At 69.6% G+C, this 14,233-nt stretch carries 13 protein-coding genes; 5 read left to right on the forward strand and 8 right to left on the reverse strand.

Translation table 11 applies throughout. The features are described from left to right. Window positions 1-21 precede the first annotated feature (21 nt). The 3 genes from A33M_RS13250 to A33M_RS13260 all read left to right on the forward strand — a co-directional run bounded on the left by A33M_RS13250 (window position 22) and on the right by A33M_RS13260 (window position 3,564). Window positions 22-1,539 carry a CpaF family protein gene (locus tag A33M_RS13250; RefSeq protein ID WP_008387879.1) on the forward strand — a complete coding sequence of 506 codons (1,518 nt, stop codon included), beginning with the start codon at window positions 22-24 and terminating at the stop codon, window positions 1,537-1,539. A gap of 61 nt (window positions 1,540-1,600) precedes the next feature. Beyond that, window positions 1,601-2,581: a type II secretion system F family protein gene (locus tag A33M_RS13255; RefSeq protein WP_008387880.1), complete on the forward strand. Its 981-nt coding sequence runs from the start codon at window positions 1,601-1,603 to the stop codon at window positions 2,579-2,581. Between the two features lie 11 nt (window positions 2,582-2,592). Further along, a complete protein-coding gene (locus A33M_RS13260; protein ID WP_008387882.1) occupies window positions 2,593-3,564 on the forward strand; it encodes a type II secretion system F family protein in 972 nt (323 codons plus the stop codon). Between the two features lie 72 nt (window positions 3,565-3,636). Here A33M_RS13260 and A33M_RS13265 read toward each other — a convergent pair whose 3' ends face one another. Continuing rightward, window positions 3,637-4,521 (reverse strand): tetratricopeptide repeat protein, encoded by an 885-nt coding sequence (locus A33M_RS13265; RefSeq protein ID WP_008387884.1) that lies wholly within the window; start codon window positions 4,519-4,521, stop codon window positions 3,637-3,639. A 375-nt stretch (window positions 4,522-4,896) separates the two neighbouring features. Between A33M_RS13265 and A33M_RS13270 the strand changes: the two genes are divergently transcribed. Next, window positions 4,897-6,276 (forward strand): leucyl aminopeptidase family protein, encoded by a 1,380-nt coding sequence (locus tag A33M_RS13270; RefSeq protein ID WP_040620542.1) that lies wholly within the window; start codon window positions 4,897-4,899, stop codon window positions 6,274-6,276. Next, on the forward strand, window positions 6,273-7,181 hold the full coding sequence (locus tag A33M_RS13275) for a C40 family peptidase (RefSeq protein ID WP_008387889.1): 909 nt from the start codon (window positions 6,273-6,275) through the stop codon (window positions 7,179-7,181). Before A33M_RS13270 ends, A33M_RS13275 begins: the two co-directional genes overlap by 4 nt. Here A33M_RS13275 and phoB read toward each other — a convergent pair. The 7 genes from phoB to A33M_RS13310 all read right to left on the reverse strand — a co-directional run bounded on the left by phoB (window position 7,157) and on the right by A33M_RS13310 (window position 14,193). Continuing rightward, window positions 7,157-7,864: a phosphate regulon transcriptional regulator PhoB gene (gene phoB, locus A33M_RS13280; RefSeq protein ID WP_008387892.1), complete on the reverse strand. Its 708-nt coding sequence runs from the start codon at window positions 7,862-7,864 to the stop codon at window positions 7,157-7,159. The two genes, A33M_RS13275 and phoB, sit on opposite strands and share 25 nt — an antisense overlap. Window positions 7,865-7,913: 49 nt before the next feature. Continuing rightward, window positions 7,914-8,627, reverse strand: a complete 714-nt coding sequence (phoU, locus tag A33M_RS13285; RefSeq protein ID WP_008387893.1) for a phosphate signaling complex protein PhoU — start codon at window positions 8,625-8,627, stop codon at window positions 7,914-7,916. Window positions 8,628-8,697: 70 nt separating this feature from the next. Further along, complete coding sequence (gene pstB / locus A33M_RS13290) at window positions 8,698-9,576, reverse strand: phosphate ABC transporter ATP-binding protein PstB (protein WP_008387896.1); 879 nt, start codon at window positions 9,574-9,576, stop codon at window positions 8,698-8,700. Further along, the gene (gene pstA / locus A33M_RS13295) at window positions 9,573-10,427 is read right to left on the reverse strand and encodes a phosphate ABC transporter permease PstA (RefSeq protein ID WP_040620571.1); all 855 of its coding nucleotides are present in this window, start codon (window positions 10,425-10,427) and stop codon (window positions 9,573-9,575) included. Before pstA ends, pstB begins: the two co-directional genes overlap by 4 nt. Window positions 10,428-10,432: 5 nt before the next feature. After that, on the reverse strand, window positions 10,433-11,362 hold the full coding sequence (gene pstC / locus A33M_RS13300) for a phosphate ABC transporter permease subunit PstC (protein ID WP_202801884.1): 930 nt from the start codon (window positions 11,360-11,362) through the stop codon (window positions 10,433-10,435). 235 nt (window positions 11,363-11,597) lie between these two features. Continuing rightward, window positions 11,598-12,644: a phosphate ABC transporter substrate-binding protein PstS gene (gene pstS, locus A33M_RS13305; RefSeq protein WP_008387901.1), complete on the reverse strand. Its 1,047-nt coding sequence runs from the start codon at window positions 12,642-12,644 to the stop codon at window positions 11,598-11,600. A 208-nt stretch (window positions 12,645-12,852) separates the two neighbouring features. Next, window positions 12,853-14,193 carry an ATP-binding protein gene (locus tag A33M_RS13310; protein ID WP_008387903.1) on the reverse strand — a complete coding sequence of 447 codons (1,341 nt, stop codon included), beginning with the start codon at window positions 14,191-14,193 and terminating at the stop codon, window positions 12,853-12,855. Between the last annotated feature and the right edge of the window lie 40 nt (window positions 14,194-14,233).

Genomic DNA, 14,233 nt, shown 5'->3' on the forward strand with positions numbered 1-14,233 from the left:
CGCGTTGGTGGGAGAGTGACGGTGTTCGGAAGACGGTCCGGTCCGCCCCTGGAAGCGCGCGAGCCGCCGCGGCTCACGCCCGCGCCGGTCGCGCCGCCGCCGCCCGAGCCCGGCGCCGGACAGGCGCCGTTTCCCTCGCACGGCCTCGCCGCGCCGATGGTGCCGCCGCCGCGCACGGTCGGCGGACGGGTGCCGACGCTCGACGACGAGCCGGCGCCGCCGCGCATCCCGACCGCGGTCGACTCGCGCCGCTCCGACTCCTATTACGAGACCAAGAGCACCATCTTCGGCGCGCTGATCGAGGCGATCGACCTCGCCCAGCTCGCCCGCCTCGACGCCGAGTCGGCGCGCGAGGAGATCCGCGACATCGTCAACGAGATCATCGCGATCAAGAACATCGTGATGTCGATCGCCGAGCAGGAGGAGCTGCTCGACGACATCTGCAACGATGTGCTCGGCTACGGCCCGCTGGAGCCCCTGCTCGCCCGCGACGACATCGCCGACGTGATGGTGAACGGCTCCGGCACCGTCTATATCGAGGTCGCCGGCAAGATCCAGAAGACCGGCATCCGCTTCCGCGACAATCAGCAGCTCCTCAACATCTGCCAGCGGATCGTCAGCCAGGTCGGCCGCCGGGTCGACGAGGCCTCGCCGATCTGCGACGCGCGCCTGCCGGACGGCTCGCGCGTCAACGTGATCGTGCCGCCCTTGGCGATCGACGGACCGGCACTCACCATCCGAAAATTCAAGAAGGACAAGCTGACGCTCGAGCAGCTGGTCCGCTTCGGCACCATCACGGCCGAAGGCGCCGAGATTCTGAAGATCATCGGCCGCTGCCGCGTCAACACCATCGTGTCGGGCGGCACCGGCTCGGGCAAGACGACGCTGCTCAACTGCCTGACCCGCTACATCGACGAGGAGGAGCGCGTCATCACCTGCGAGGACGCCGCCGAGCTGCAGCTCCAGCAGCCGCACGTCGTCCGGCTGGAGACCCGCCCGCCGAACCTCGAGGGCGAAGGCCAGGTGACGATGCGCGACCTCGTGCGCAACTGCCTGCGCATGCGCCCCGAACGGATCATCGTCGGCGAGGTGCGCGGACCGGAGGCGTTCGACCTCCTGCAGGCGATGAACACCGGCCACGACGGCTCGATGGGCACGCTGCACGCCAACAATCCGCGCGAGGCGCTGTCGCGTCTCGAATCGATGATCACCATGGGCGGATTCTCGCTGCCGTCGCGCACCATCCGCGAGATGGTGTGCGCCTCGGTCGACGTGGTGATCCAGTCGGCGCGCCTGCGCGACGGCTCGCGCAAGATCACCCACATCACCGAGGTGCTGGGCCTGGAAGGCGACGTGATCATCACCCAAGATCTGTTCGTCTACGATCTGCTCGGCGAGGACGCCAACGGCCGCCTGCTCGGGCGGCACCGCTCGACCGGCATCGGCCGTCCGAAATTCTGGGAGCGCGCCCGCTATTTCGGCGAGGAGCAGCGGCTCGCCACTGCGCTCGACGCCGCCAACGCGGGCGACGAGGTCTGACGATCGGGCCGGGCCGGCGCGCACTCTCCCGCGCGGCCGGGCTTCGGCGGGAGTGTTGCGTATGATGGACCTTCAGACGATCGCGCTGGTGTTTCTGGTCACCGTCTCGGTCGGCGGCATCGCCTGGGTGCTGCTCTATCCGCTGCTGGCGGACGACCGGGCGGAGGAGCGCATCGGCGGCATCGCGCGACCCGAGCCGGTGCGCCGCGCGACCGGCGGCCGCGCCGCGGTGCACTCGCGCCGCGAGCAGATCGAGCAGACGCTGAAGGAGATCGAGGCGCGCGGCCGGGCGCTCAACAAGCCGACGCTGGCGCTGCGCATCGCCCGGGCCGGGCTCGACTGGTCGAAGCGCAAGTTCTTCGTCGTCAGCGGCATGCTCGGGCTGCTCGGCTTCGCACTGGCGCTGGTCGCCGGTGCCGGTCTCCTGCCCGCCGCCGCGCTCGGCTTCGCCGCCGGCACCGGCCTGCCGCGCTGGACGCTGAACTATCTGCGCAAGCGGCGCGAGGCGCGGTTCCTCGAGCATCTGCCGGATGCGGTCGACGTGATCGTGCGCGGCATCAAGGCCGGCCTGCCGCTGTTCGACTCGATGAAGGTGATCGTCGCCGACGCCGAGGAGCCGATCAAGAGCGAGTTCCGCGCGATCGTCGAGACCCAGACGATCGGCATGCCGCTCGGCGAGGCGTGCGGCCGGCTCTACGAGCGCATCCCGCTGCCCGAGGCGAACTTCTTCGGCATCGTCATCGCCATCCAGCAGCAGTCGGGCGGCAATCTCGCGGAGGCGCTCGGCAACCTGTCTCGGGTGCTGCGCGACCGCAAGAAGATGAAGGAGAAGATCAAGGCGATGTCGTCGGAGGCCAAGGCCTCCGCCGGCATCATCGGCTCGCTGCCGCCGATCGTCATGCTCACCGTCTATTTCACCAGCCCGAAATACATCTCGCTCCTGTGGACCGACCAGTTCGGCCACGTGCTTCTCGCCTGCTCCGCCGTGTGGATGCTCGCCGGCGTGCTGGTGATGAAGAAGATGATCTCCTTCGATTTCTGAAAGGCGCGGCCGTGGACGTCCTGATCGGCTTCATTCACGACACCAGGCTTCTGATGATGCTGCTCGCCGGCATCGCGGTCGCCGCCTCGGTGCTGACGCTGGCGATGCCGTTGCTGACCGCCGACACGCTCTCCAAGCGGATGAACGCGGTGGCGATCGAGCGGGAAAAGATCCGCCAGCGCGAGCGCGAGCGGCTGGCGCGCGGCGAGCGGGTGCGGCTGCGCTCCACGCCGAAGCAGTACATGCAGCGGGTGGTCGAGCGGTTCAATCTCGACAAGTGGCTCGGCAAGGAGGAGGCGCGCGAGCTCCTGACCCAGGCCGGCTGGCGCGGCCAGGCGCCCTATGTCGCCTTCCTGTTCTTCCGGCTGGTGGCGCCGATCCTGCTGCTCGCCGGCACCGCGCTCTACGTGTTCGTGGTGTTCGACCTGCCCTACCCGACCACGGTGAAGCTCGGCATCTGCATCGGCGCCGCCTATTTCGGCATCCAGCTTCCGCAGATCCTGATCAGGAACCAGATCCAGAAGCGGCAGATGTCGATCCGCCGGGCGTTTCCCGACGCGCTCGACCTTCTGCTGATCTGCGTCGAATCCGGCATGTCGATCGAGGCGGCGCTGCGCAAGGTGAGCCAGGAGGTCGGCACCCAGTCGATCCCGCTCGCCGAGGAGCTGACGCTGACCACCGCCGAGCTGTCCTATTTGCCCGACCGACGGCAGGCGTACGAGAACCTCGCCAAGCGCACCGGGCTCGAGGGCGTCAAGTCGGTGTGCATCGCACTCCAGCAGTCGGAGCGCTACGGCACGCCGATGGCGAACGCGCTACGAGTGATGGCGCAGGAGAACCGCGACATGCGCATGGCCGCCGCCGAGAAGAAGGCCGCCGCGCTGCCGCCCAAGCTCACGGTGCCGATGATCGTCTTTTTCCTGCCGGTGCTGTTCATCGTGATTCTCGGCCCCGCCGCCATCCAGGTGATGGCGCTGCAGTGATCGCGGGCTCGCGGCCGCGACGGGCTTCGCCCGTCGCTCTGCCGAACGCACGAAGGCCGGGGAGAAAAAGAATCAGGACTGGCCGCGGGCGGCGATCTTCGGCGGCTGGCCCATGCCCTTCCAGTCGCCCTTGGCGATCATCGCCCGCAGATAGGCGACGTTCGCCGCCGCCTCGTCGGCCGGCAGGTCGGCGCGGGCGATCGCCTCGGCGTCGGCGAAGTTTCCGCGCAGGCCGACCACCAGTGCGAGGTTCTGGCGCACCCGCGGGTCGTCGCTGCGCCGCGCCACCGCCTGCCGCAAGGTCTCCTCGGCGCGCGGAAGATCCTTGGCGAGCGCGTAGGACAGGCCGAGATTGGACAGCACCGTCGGCTCGCCGGGCACGATCTTCAGCGCGCTCGCATAATAGCGCTGCGCCTCCTCGTGGCGGCCGAGCTGGTCGAGCACGGCGCCCTGGGCCGAGAGAATCCGCCAGTCGGGGCGGTCCGGCGTGTGGGCGCGGCCGAGCACCGACAGCGCCTGGTCGTAGCGGCCGGCATCGGCGAGCGCGCGGCCATAGGCGCCGAGCACCGTCTTGTCGGTCGGGTGGCGCAGCGAGGTCTGCTCCAGCACCGACACCGCCTGCGCCCGCTGGCCGGTGGCGCCGAGCGCCTTGGCATAGGCGACCGCGGTCTCGCGATCGTCGGGCGAGTTCCGATAGCGCTGGCCGAGCATGTCCGCCTCGCGCCGCCACTCCGCCTCCGAGCGCGGCGCGCTGGAGCTCGCGCTCGCGCTCCAGTTCGACAGCAGGCCGCCGCCCGAATTGCGATGGCCGACGGTGGTGCAGCCGCCCGCGGTCGCGGCGAGCAGCACGGCGGCGGCGACACCGACCAGGAGGCGAGCACCGCGCGGCCGCCCCCGCTGCGCGCGAATGCAGTGGAACTCGCGAGACGGAACGGCAGGGTGCGAAAGCGGCGTCACGGCAAGACCTCGCAGGCGAAAGGCGAAGCACGCGACCCAGCGGCCGCCTGCCGGGTTCCAGCAATAGACGGTTAACCCTAATGGTCGGTTAAGCAATTTTGGCCGCGTACCGACTCGGCGGGGACCCGGCCCGACCGCCGTACGGCGGCCGGCGCCTTCAAGTCGGGCGTCTCGTGGTCCGATTACGACATTCGCGTCCCGTTGCCGCGAATCCGATCGCGACTGTCGGAATCGAAAAACCACCAGCGATCACGCGTCCCGGTGGCGCTTCGAACTCGGCATTCGAGAACGAACGTGCGGCCGGCCAGGACTCGAATGTCGAATTCGCTCCACTGGCGTGCTAGCACGGCGCCCTCGAAAGAAGGACGTGCGAGCATGCATCCGGTGTTGGCGACGAGCGAGACGAAGGCCGTTCCGATCCATTTGGTGGACCGCGCGAGCTGGCCCGGCCTGCGCGAGACGCTCGATCCGGCCGCGGTCGCCTTCGCCGAAGCCGCTGGCTTCGAGCCGCGCCCCGGCCGCCATGCGTTGCTGCCTTCGGCCGAGGGCGCGCTCGCCGGCGTGCTGTTCGGCGTCGACCCGCAGGACCGGCCCGGCCGCGACCCCTTTTTGCCCGGCCGTCTGCCGGCGCTGCTGCCGGCCGGCACCTACCGCTTCGAGGGCCCGCTCGCCGAGCCGCGCCTCGCCGCGCTCGCCTTTGCGCTCGGAGCGTATCGTTTCACCCGATACCGCTCCGGCAACGACCGCACCGAGATCCATCTGGTGCCGCCGGACGGCGCCGGCGACGACCTCTCCAGCGTGATCGAGGCGGCGTATCTCGCCCGCGACCTCGTCAACACGCCGTCGAACGAGATGGGGCCGTTCGAGCTCGAGGAGGCGACGCGGACGCTCGCGGCCAAGCACGGCGCAACTGTCCGCAGCATCGTCGGCGACGCGCTGTTGAACGACGATTTTCCGCTGATCCACGCGGTCGGCCGCTCCTCGGCTCGCGCGCCGCGGCTGATCGACCTCACCTGGGGCGATGCCGACGCGCCCAAGGTGACCCTGGTCGGCAAGGGCGTGTGCTTCGACACCGGCGGGCTCGATCTCAAGCCGGAATCGGCGATGCGGCTGATGAAGAAGGACATGGGCGGCGCCGCCAATGTTCTCGCCGCCGCCCACATGATCATGAGCCGCGGCCTGAAGGTGCGGCTGCGCGTGCTGATCCCGGCGGTGGAGAACGCGGTATCGGGCAACGCCTTCCGCCCGCTCGACGTCTATCGCTCGCGCAAGGGGCTCACCGTCGAGATCGGCAACACCGACGCCGAGGGGCGGCTGGTGCTCGCCGATGCGCTGACGCTCGCCGACGAGGAGGTGCCCGATCTCCTGGTCGACATGGGCACGCTGACGGGTGCGGCGCGGGTCGCGCTCGGGCCGGACCTGCCGCCCTTCTACACCGCCGACGACGCGCTCGCCGCGGCACTCGCCCGCCATGCCGCCGCCGAGCACGACCCGCTGTGGCGGATGCCGCTGTGGGCGCCCTACGACGCGATGCTCGAGTCGAAGGTCGCCGACATCGACAATGTCGCGACCGGCGGATTCGCCGGCTCGATCGTCTGCGCGCTGTTTCTCCAACGCTTCGTGAGCGCCGCCAAGAGCTGGGTGCATTTCGACATCTTTGCCTGGACGCCGGCGACCAAGCCCGGAAAGCCGGAGGGCGGCGAGTGCCAGGCGGCGCGCGCGCTGTGCGCGCTGCTCGCCGAGCGCTACCGATGACGCGCGACCCGCGGCTCACCCCGGCGCGGCCGGATCTCGCCGCGCGCTTCCTCGAAGGCGAGGTTTTGGCGGCGCGCTTCGTCGACGGCACGGCGCGCGAGGTGATCGAGGCCCAGGCGCCACTGCGCCGCGCGCCGACCCCGGACGCCCCGCTCGACAGCGAGGCGTTGCTCGGCGAGCGCGTCACCGTGTTCGAGGACGGCGACGAGGGCTGGTCGTGGGCGAGCCTCGCCGACGGCTATGTCGGCTATCTGCCGAGCAACGCGCTCGCCCCGCCCGGCCCGGCACCGACCCACCGGGTGGCGGCGCTGCGCACCTTCCTGTTCTCCGGCCCGTCGATCAAGGTCGCGCCGATCGCCGCGCTGTCGCTCGGCTGCACCGTCACGGTGCGGCGGATCGAGGCGAGCTTTGCGCTGCTCGCCAATGGCGGGTTCGTGTTCGCGCCACATCTCGCCCCGGTCGAGAGCACCGAGCCGGATTTCGTCGCGGTCGCCGAGAAATTCGTCGGCACGCCGTATCTGTGGGGTGGCAAGACGAGCCTCGGCATCGACTGCTCGGGTCTCGTGCAGACGGCGCTCGTCGCCGCCGGCATCGCTTGCCCGCGCGACAGCGACATGCAGGCGGCGCTCGGCGCGCCGGTGGAGAGTTTCGATCCAACGCGGCTCGTGCGCGGCGACCTGGTGTTCTGGAAGGGCCACGTCGCGATCGTGCGGGACGAACGCACGATCGTGCACGCCAATGCGCATCACATGGCGGTGGCGATCGAGGAGACCGCCGCGGCGGTGCGCCGCATCGGCGATCTCGGCAGCGACGTCGTCGCCGTCCGGCGCCTCGACCTCACGAGCCGCAACGCGGAGACGGCGGCCGGCAGCCGGCCGGATCAGACGCCCTCGCTGCCGGCGTAGCGATCGTTGAGCGCATAGCCCGCGCCGCGCACGGTGCGGATCGGGTCGGAGCGCTGGCCGCGATTGAGCGCCTTGCGCAACCGGCCGACATGGACGTCGACGGTGCGCTCGTCGATATAGACGTCGCGCCCCCAGACTCGGTCCAGCAGCTGCTCGCGCGAAAACACCCGGCCGGCGTTCTCCATCAAGAACTCGAGCAGGCGGAATTCCGTCGGGCCGAGCGGCACGTCCCGGCCGGCGCGGGCGACCCGCTTCTTCTCGCGATTGAGCTCGATGTCGCCGGCGGTGAGGATCGAGGCGACCCGCTCCGGCTTGGTGCGGCGGAGCAGCGCGCGGATGCGGGCGAGCAGCTCCGGCACCGAGAACGGCTTGACGATGTAGTCGTCGGCGCCGGTGGCGAGCCCGCGCACGCGCTCGCCCTCCTCTCCGCGCGCGGTCAGCATGATGACGGGAAGCTGCGCGGTCTCGGTGCGGGCGCGCAGCCGCCGGATCAGCTCGATGCCGGACAAGCCCGGCAGCATCCAGTCGACGATCGCGAGATCGGGGGGGCTCTCCTTGAGGCGGAGATCGGCGTCGTCGCCACGACCGGCCGCATCGACCGCGTAGCCCTCCGCTTCGAGATTGTACCGCAGCAGGAGCGTGAGCGGCTCCTCGTCCTCGACGATCAGAATCCTGGCGGCCATCCTTCGTCCTCTTCAGGCCGGCGAGGTGCCACCCTCGCCGGGCGCGCGCTCATGCGTCGAACGGAACCACGGTGCTGGAGGTGGTGTCGCCCTTCGGCCGCTCGTCCACCAGCGGCCGGCCCTCGATCATGTAATAGACCGTCTCGGCGATGTTGGTGGCGTGGTCGCCCATCCGCTCGATGTTCTTGGCACAGAACAGGAGATGGATGCAGATGCCGATGTTGCGCGGGTCTTCCATCATGTAGGTGAGAAGCTCGCGAAACAGCGAGTTGTTGACGGAATCGACCTCCTCGTCGGCGTGCCAGACCTCCTGCGCCTTCTGCAGGTCGCGCCGCGCATAGGCGTCGAGCACGGTCTTGATCTGCTGCAGCACCATCTCGGCCATGTGCTCGACCCCGCGCATGACGCGCTGCGAGCGGAATTCGGCGTCGATCACCACCACCCGCTTGGAGATGTTCTTGGCGAGGTCGCCGATCCGCTCGAGGTCGTTGGAGATGCGCAACGCACCCACCACCTCGCGCAGGTCGACCGCCATCGGCTGGCGGCGGGCGATGGTGAGGATCGCCTTCTCCTCGATCTCGCGCTGCAGCGCGTCGATGCGGGCATCGCCGGCGATCACCCGCTGGGCGACCACGGTGTCGCGACGGTCGAGCGCGTCGATGGCGTCGGAGATCTGCTGCTCGGCCAACCCGCCCATCTCGGACACCATGCGGCCGAGATCCTGCAGGTCGGTGTCGAAAGCCTTGTGCGTGTGGTCCACCATGGACGTCACCTTCTTGGTTGTCGCGGGGGCGAGCCCGCCGCCGCCCGGGGAGGCGGCGACGGGGCGGGGGTCAGCCGAAGCGTCCCGTGATGTAGTCCTGCGTCCGCTTGTCCACCGGGGACGTGAACATCTTGCTGGTGGTGTCGAACTCCACCATCTCGCCGAGATACATGAAGGCCGTGAAGTCGGAGACGCGGGCGGCCTGCTGCATGTTGTGGGTGACGATCGCGATCGTGTACTCGGTCTTCAGCTCGTCGATCAGCTCCTCGATCTTGGCGGTGGAGATCGGGTCGAGCGCCGAGCACGGCTCGTCGAGCAGGATGACGTCGGGCCGCACCGCGACGGTGCGGGCGATGCACAGGCGCTGCTGCTGGCCGCCCGACAGGCTGAGGCCGTTGGCGTGCATCTTGTCCTTCACCTCGTTCCACAGCGCGGCGCGGCGCAGCGCCGTCTCGACCCGGCCGTCGAGGTCGGACTTGGAGAGCCGCTCGTAGAGGCGGATGCCGAAGGCGATGTTCTCGTAGATCGACATCGGGAACGGGGTCGGCTTCTGAAAGACCATGCCGATCCGCGCGCGCAGGAGGTTGATGTCCTGCGAGGGCGACAGGATGTTGTCGCCGTCGAGCAGCACCTCGCCCTCGGCCCGCTGGTTCGGATAGAGGTCGTAGATGCGATTGAGGATGCGCAGCAGCGTCGACTTGCCGCAGCCCGACGGGCCGATGAAGGCGGTCACGCGCCGGTCGTAGAGCGGCACGGTGATGTCCTTCAGGGCCTTGTTGTCCCCGTAGTAGAAGTTGACGCCGCGCACCGCGACCTTCTCGTCGAGGTCGCCCTCCAGCACGCGGTTGCCGGCGATCGGCGTCGGCACCGAGTGGGGGCCGTTCCCGTGGACTCCGTTGCCGTTCGCGCCGGTGCCGCCGTTGCCGACCGAGACGTCCATCGAGGTCATTGTGCTCTCCTCGCTGCCGAGAGGGCGCGCGCCGAGATCGACAGGGCGAGCACCGCGAAGGTGATGATCAGAGCACCGGCCCAGGCGAGCTTCTGCCAATCGGCGTACGGGCTCATGGCGAATTGGAAGATCACGACCGGCAAACTCGCCAGCGGCGCGTTCATGTCGGTCGAGAAGAACTGGTTGTTGAGCGCGGTGAACAGCAGCGGCGCGGTCTCGCCGGAGATGCGGGCGACCGCCAGCAGGACGCCGGTGACGATGCCGGCGCGCGCCGCCCGGTAGGAGACGTGGGCGATCACGTGCGAGCGCGGCATGCCGAGCGAGGTGGCCGCCTCGCGCAGCTCCTTCGGCACCGTCAGCAGCATGTCCTCGGTGGTGCGCACCACCACTGGCACCACCAGCACGGCGAGCGCCAGCGCGCCGGCGAGCCCCGAGAAGTGGCCGAGCGGGCGGACCACCACCTCGTAGATGAACAGGCCGATCACGATCGACGGGGCGCTCAAGAGGATGTCGTTGATGAACCGCACGACGCTGGCGAGGTACGAGTAGCGGCCGTATTCCGCCATGTAGGTGCCGGCGAGAATGCCGACCGGGGTGCCGACCGCGATCGCGACGATCGACATCATCAGGCTGCCGACGATCGGGTTGAGCAGGCCGCCGGCCGAGCCCGGCGGCGGCGTCATCTCGGTGAACACCTGCAGCGACAGGCTGCCGAAGCCGTTCCACAGAAGGGCGCCGAGCACCAGCACCAGCCAGCCTAGGCCGATCACGGTGGCGCCGACCGACATCGCCATCACGGTGGCGTTCACCGCGCGGCGGCTGCGATAGAGGTTGGGATTCTTGATCGCCATGGTCGTCACCCGATCCGCCGCTCGATCCGCATCAGCATGTAGCGCGCGATCGCCAGCACGATGAAGGTGATCACGAACAGGATGAGGCCGAGCGCGACCAGCGAGGAGGTGTAGAGGTCGCCGAGCGCCTCGGTGAACTCGTTGGCGATCGAGGCCGAGATGGTGGTGCCGGGGGCGAGCAGCGAGCCGGAGATGCGGTGCGCGTTGCCGATCACGAAGGTCACCGCCATGGTCTCGCCGAGCGCGCGGCCGAGGCCGAGCATCACGCCGCCGGTGACGCCGACGCGCGCGAACGGGATCACCACGTGGCGCACCACCTCCCAGGTGGTGCAGCCGAGGCCGTAGGCGGCCTCCTTGAGCACCGGCGGCACCGCCTCGAACACGTCGCGCGAGATCGAGGTGATGAAGGGCAGCACCATGATCGCGAGGATCAGGCCGGCGGTGAGGATGCCGATGCCGTAGGGCGGGCCGGCGAACAACGTGGAGAGCACCGGGATCGGGCCGAACAGGTCGATCAGGAACGGCTGAAGCGTGTGCTGCAGGAACGGCGCGAACACGAACAGCCCCCAGATGCCGTAGATGATGCTCGGGATGCCGGCCAAAAGCTCGATCGCGATGCCGACCGGGCGGCGCAGCCACATCGGGCACAGCTCGGTGAGGAAGACGGCGATCAGGAGGCCGAACGGCACCGCGATCAGCATGGCGATCGCCGAGGTGACGAGCGTGCCGTAGATCGGGGCGAGCGCGCCGAACTTTTCGGTGACCGGGTTCCAGCTCTCGGTCACCACGAAGGAGAAGCCGAACTGCCGAAGCGCCGGCAGCGAGCCCTCGATCAGCGCGACGATCACGCCGCCGAGGATCACCAGCACCAGGATGGCGGCGGCGAGAGTGAGGGTGCGGAACGAGGCATTGGTCAGCCGCAGCCGGGACAGCACTCGAGTACGGTCCGGCCGTTCCTGAACCAAGGCCGGCGTGTCTGGCAACGCGATGTCGGCCACGGGTGATCTCCGCGGAGGGTTGATCGGGGCGCGCGGCGCGGCAGCGGACACCGCGGACTCCCCTGAGACGAGCGTCCGAGCGGACGATGGGCCGCCGGACGATACGACGAGACGACGACACACGGGAAGGGAGAAGGCCCGTGGGCCCTCTCCCGAAGCAGGTGACCGGCGATCACTGCGCGGAGGCGAAGATGGCCTTGCCGTCCGGGCCCTTGATCTCGCTCTTCCAGGTCTTCTCGACGCTCTCGACGACCGACTTCGGCATCGGGATGTAGTCGAGATCCTGCGCCATCGCGTCGTGCCCGTAGGCCCAGGCGAAGAACTGGAGCGCGGCCTTCGAGGCCTCCGGATCGGTGGGCTGCTTGTACATCAGGATCCAGGTGGCGGCGGTCATCGGCCACGACTCGGCGCCGGGCTGGTTCGACAGGATCACGCCGTAGCCGGGCGCGGAGTTCCAATCGGCATTGGCGGCCGCGGCCTGGAACGAGGCGATCTCCGGGGCGACGGTCTTGCCGGCCGCGTTCACCATCTTGGTGTGGGTCAGCTTGTTCTGCTTGGCGTAGGCGTACTCGACGTAGCCGATCGAGCCCTTGGTCTGGGCGACGTTGTTGGCGACGCCCTCGTTGCCCTTGGCACCGATGCCGACCGGCCACTCGACCGAGGTCGCCGAGCCGACCTTGTCCTTCCAGGACGGGCTGACCTTGTTCAGGTAGTTGGTGAAGTTGAAGGTGGTGCCCGAGCCGTCCGAGCGGTGCACGACGGCGATCGCCGTGCTCGGCAGCTTGGCGTTCGGGTTCAGCTTCTTGATGGCCGCGTCGTCCCACTTCTTCACTTCGCCGAGATAGATGTCGGCGAGCGTCTTGCCGTCCAGCACGAGGTCGCCGGCGGCGACGCCGTCGAGATTGACGACCGGCACGATGCCGCCCATCACCATCGGGAACTGGACGAGGCCTTCCTTGTCGAGCTGCTCGCCCTTGAGCGGCGCGTCGGTGGCACCGAACGTGACGGTCTTCGCCAGGATCTGCTTGATCCCGCCGCCGGAGCCGATCGACTGGTAGTTCAGGCCGACGCCGGTCTCGTTCTTGTACGCATCCGCCCACTTGGCATAGATCGGATACGGGAACGTGGCGCCGGCACCGGAGATGTCGGCCGCCGAGGCGGGAGCCGCGAACGCCGCGACGAGCGCGCCGGCCGCGATGAGGGAGTGGTGAAGCTTCACGGGGCTTTCTCCTGTCGAGGTCGAGCCGGTTCCGGAGGGCGGGGCCTGCCGCGTCGGTCGACCTGTCGCTGATCATCGTACCGGGACCCCGTCGGATCCCATCGATGGACTGCCGACCCGGGGCGATCAGGGGACCGGCCGGCAGCGCCGGCGTCAGAGCACCGACGGCCCCCCTTCTAAGGACTCTTCATGACAGTTGGATGAAACCTCAAGCCTCTGACTTGACGTCACTTTCTCGTGAGGCTCGAATCTCCGTCACAATCGGCAGGCGGACCGTGAAGGTGGCCCCGGCGCCGAGCGCGCTGTCGATGCCGAGCCGGCCGCGATGGCGCTGCAGGATGTGCTTGACGAGCGCCAGGCCGAGCCCGGTGCCGCCCTGGGCGCGGCTCTCGGCGACGTCGGCGCGATAGAACCGCTCGGTCAGCCGCGGCAGATGCTCCGGCGCGATGCCGGGGCCGTAGTCGCGCACCGACACCACCGCCTCCTCGCCCTGCACGCCGGTCTCGCGGGCGAGCGCGATGTCGACCCGCTCGCCGCTGGCGCCGTATTTGAGCGCGTTCTCGACCAGATTCTCGAAGGCGCGCACCAGCTCGTCGCGGTCGCCCGGCACGATCGCGGCGCCCTCCGGCGGCACGAAACGGATGGCGACGCCGCGCTCGGTCGCGAGCGGCAGCAAGCCCTCGACCACCTGACGCAGCACCAGAACGAGATCGACCGGCGTCTCCGGCCGCACATGCACCTTCAGCTCGATCCGCGACAGCGACAGCAGGTCGTCGATCAGGCGGGCCATGCGCGCCGCCTGCGCCTTCATGATCCCGAGAAATTTTTCGCGCGCTGCGGTGTCGGCCCTGGCCGGGCCCTGCAGCGTGTCGATGAAGCCCGACAGCGAGGCGAGCGGGGTGCGCAGCTCGTGGCTCGCATTGGCGACGAAGTCGGCCCGCATCTGCTCGACGTGACGCAGCGGCGTGAGGTCGTGGAAGGTCAGCAGCAGAAGGCGCTCGCCGGTGCGGCCGGGACCGTCCGGCAGCGTCACCGGGGCGATCGTCGCCTCCCACCAGCGCTCCGCCGGCACCCGCTGAAACACCTCCGCCCGCTGCGGGCCGTCACTGTCGACCGCCCGACGCACAGCCTCCAGCACCGCCGGATTGCGCAGCGCGAACGACAGCGGCCGGGCCGGCGCCAGCGCCGGCGCGACCTCCAGCGCCAGCCGGTTGAAGGCGCGCACCAGCCCGCCGGGCTCCAGCGCCACCGCCGGATCGGGCAGCCCGGCGATCACCGCGTCGATCACGAAGTCGTCGGCCTCGCCGCCGCGCTCGCGGCGGGCGCGCAGCGCGGCGCGATCGGCGGCGGCACGGCGCTGGTCGATCACGCCGGCGGCGGCGATCAGGGCAAAACCGGCGGCCGCCGGCCCGGTCCGCATCTCGCCGCTCGCGGCGATCGCCAGAAACACGCCGGCCGCGACCGGCACGACCAGCCGCAGCCGGCGCAGCCGTGCGCCGAACCGCGCGGCCCATCCGCGCCTTGCCCGCTCGTCCGACGAGACGACCATGTCCGCTGCCCTCGAGGTGTCGGCCTGTTTAGACCGCTTT

The sequence above is a fragment of the Rhodovulum sp. PH10 genome, from assembly GCF_000293785.1.
Lineage (GTDB): Bacteria > Pseudomonadota > Alphaproteobacteria > Rhizobiales > Xanthobacteraceae > Rhodoplanes.

Bases quoted from the DNA above. Each gene is read 5' to 3' on its own strand.
- A33M_RS13255 (WP_008387880.1), top strand. From the start codon at position 1,601: ATGATGGACCTTCAGACGATCGCGCTGGTGTTTCTGGTCACCGTCTCG.
- A33M_RS13270 (WP_040620542.1), top strand. From the start codon at position 4,897: ATGCATCCGGTGTTGGCGACGAGCGAGACGAAGGCCGTTCCGATCCAT.
- A33M_RS13275 (WP_008387889.1), top strand. From the start codon at position 6,273: ATGACGCGCGACCCGCGGCTCACCCCGGCGCGGCCGGATCTCGCCGCG.
- A33M_RS13310 (WP_008387903.1), bottom strand. From the start codon at position 14,193: ATGGTCGTCTCGTCGGACGAGCGGGCAAGGCGCGGATGGGCCGCGCGG.
- phoB (WP_008387892.1), bottom strand. From the start codon at position 7,864: ATGGCCGCCAGGATTCTGATCGTCGAGGACGAGGAGCCGCTCACGCTC.
- pstB (WP_008387896.1), bottom strand. From the start codon at position 9,576: ATGACCTCGATGGACGTCTCGGTCGGCAACGGCGGCACCGGCGCGAAC.
- pstA (WP_040620571.1), bottom strand. From the start codon at position 10,427: ATGGCGATCAAGAATCCCAACCTCTATCGCAGCCGCCGCGCGGTGAAC.
- phoU (WP_008387893.1), bottom strand. From the start codon at position 8,627: ATGGTGGACCACACGCACAAGGCTTTCGACACCGACCTGCAGGATCTC.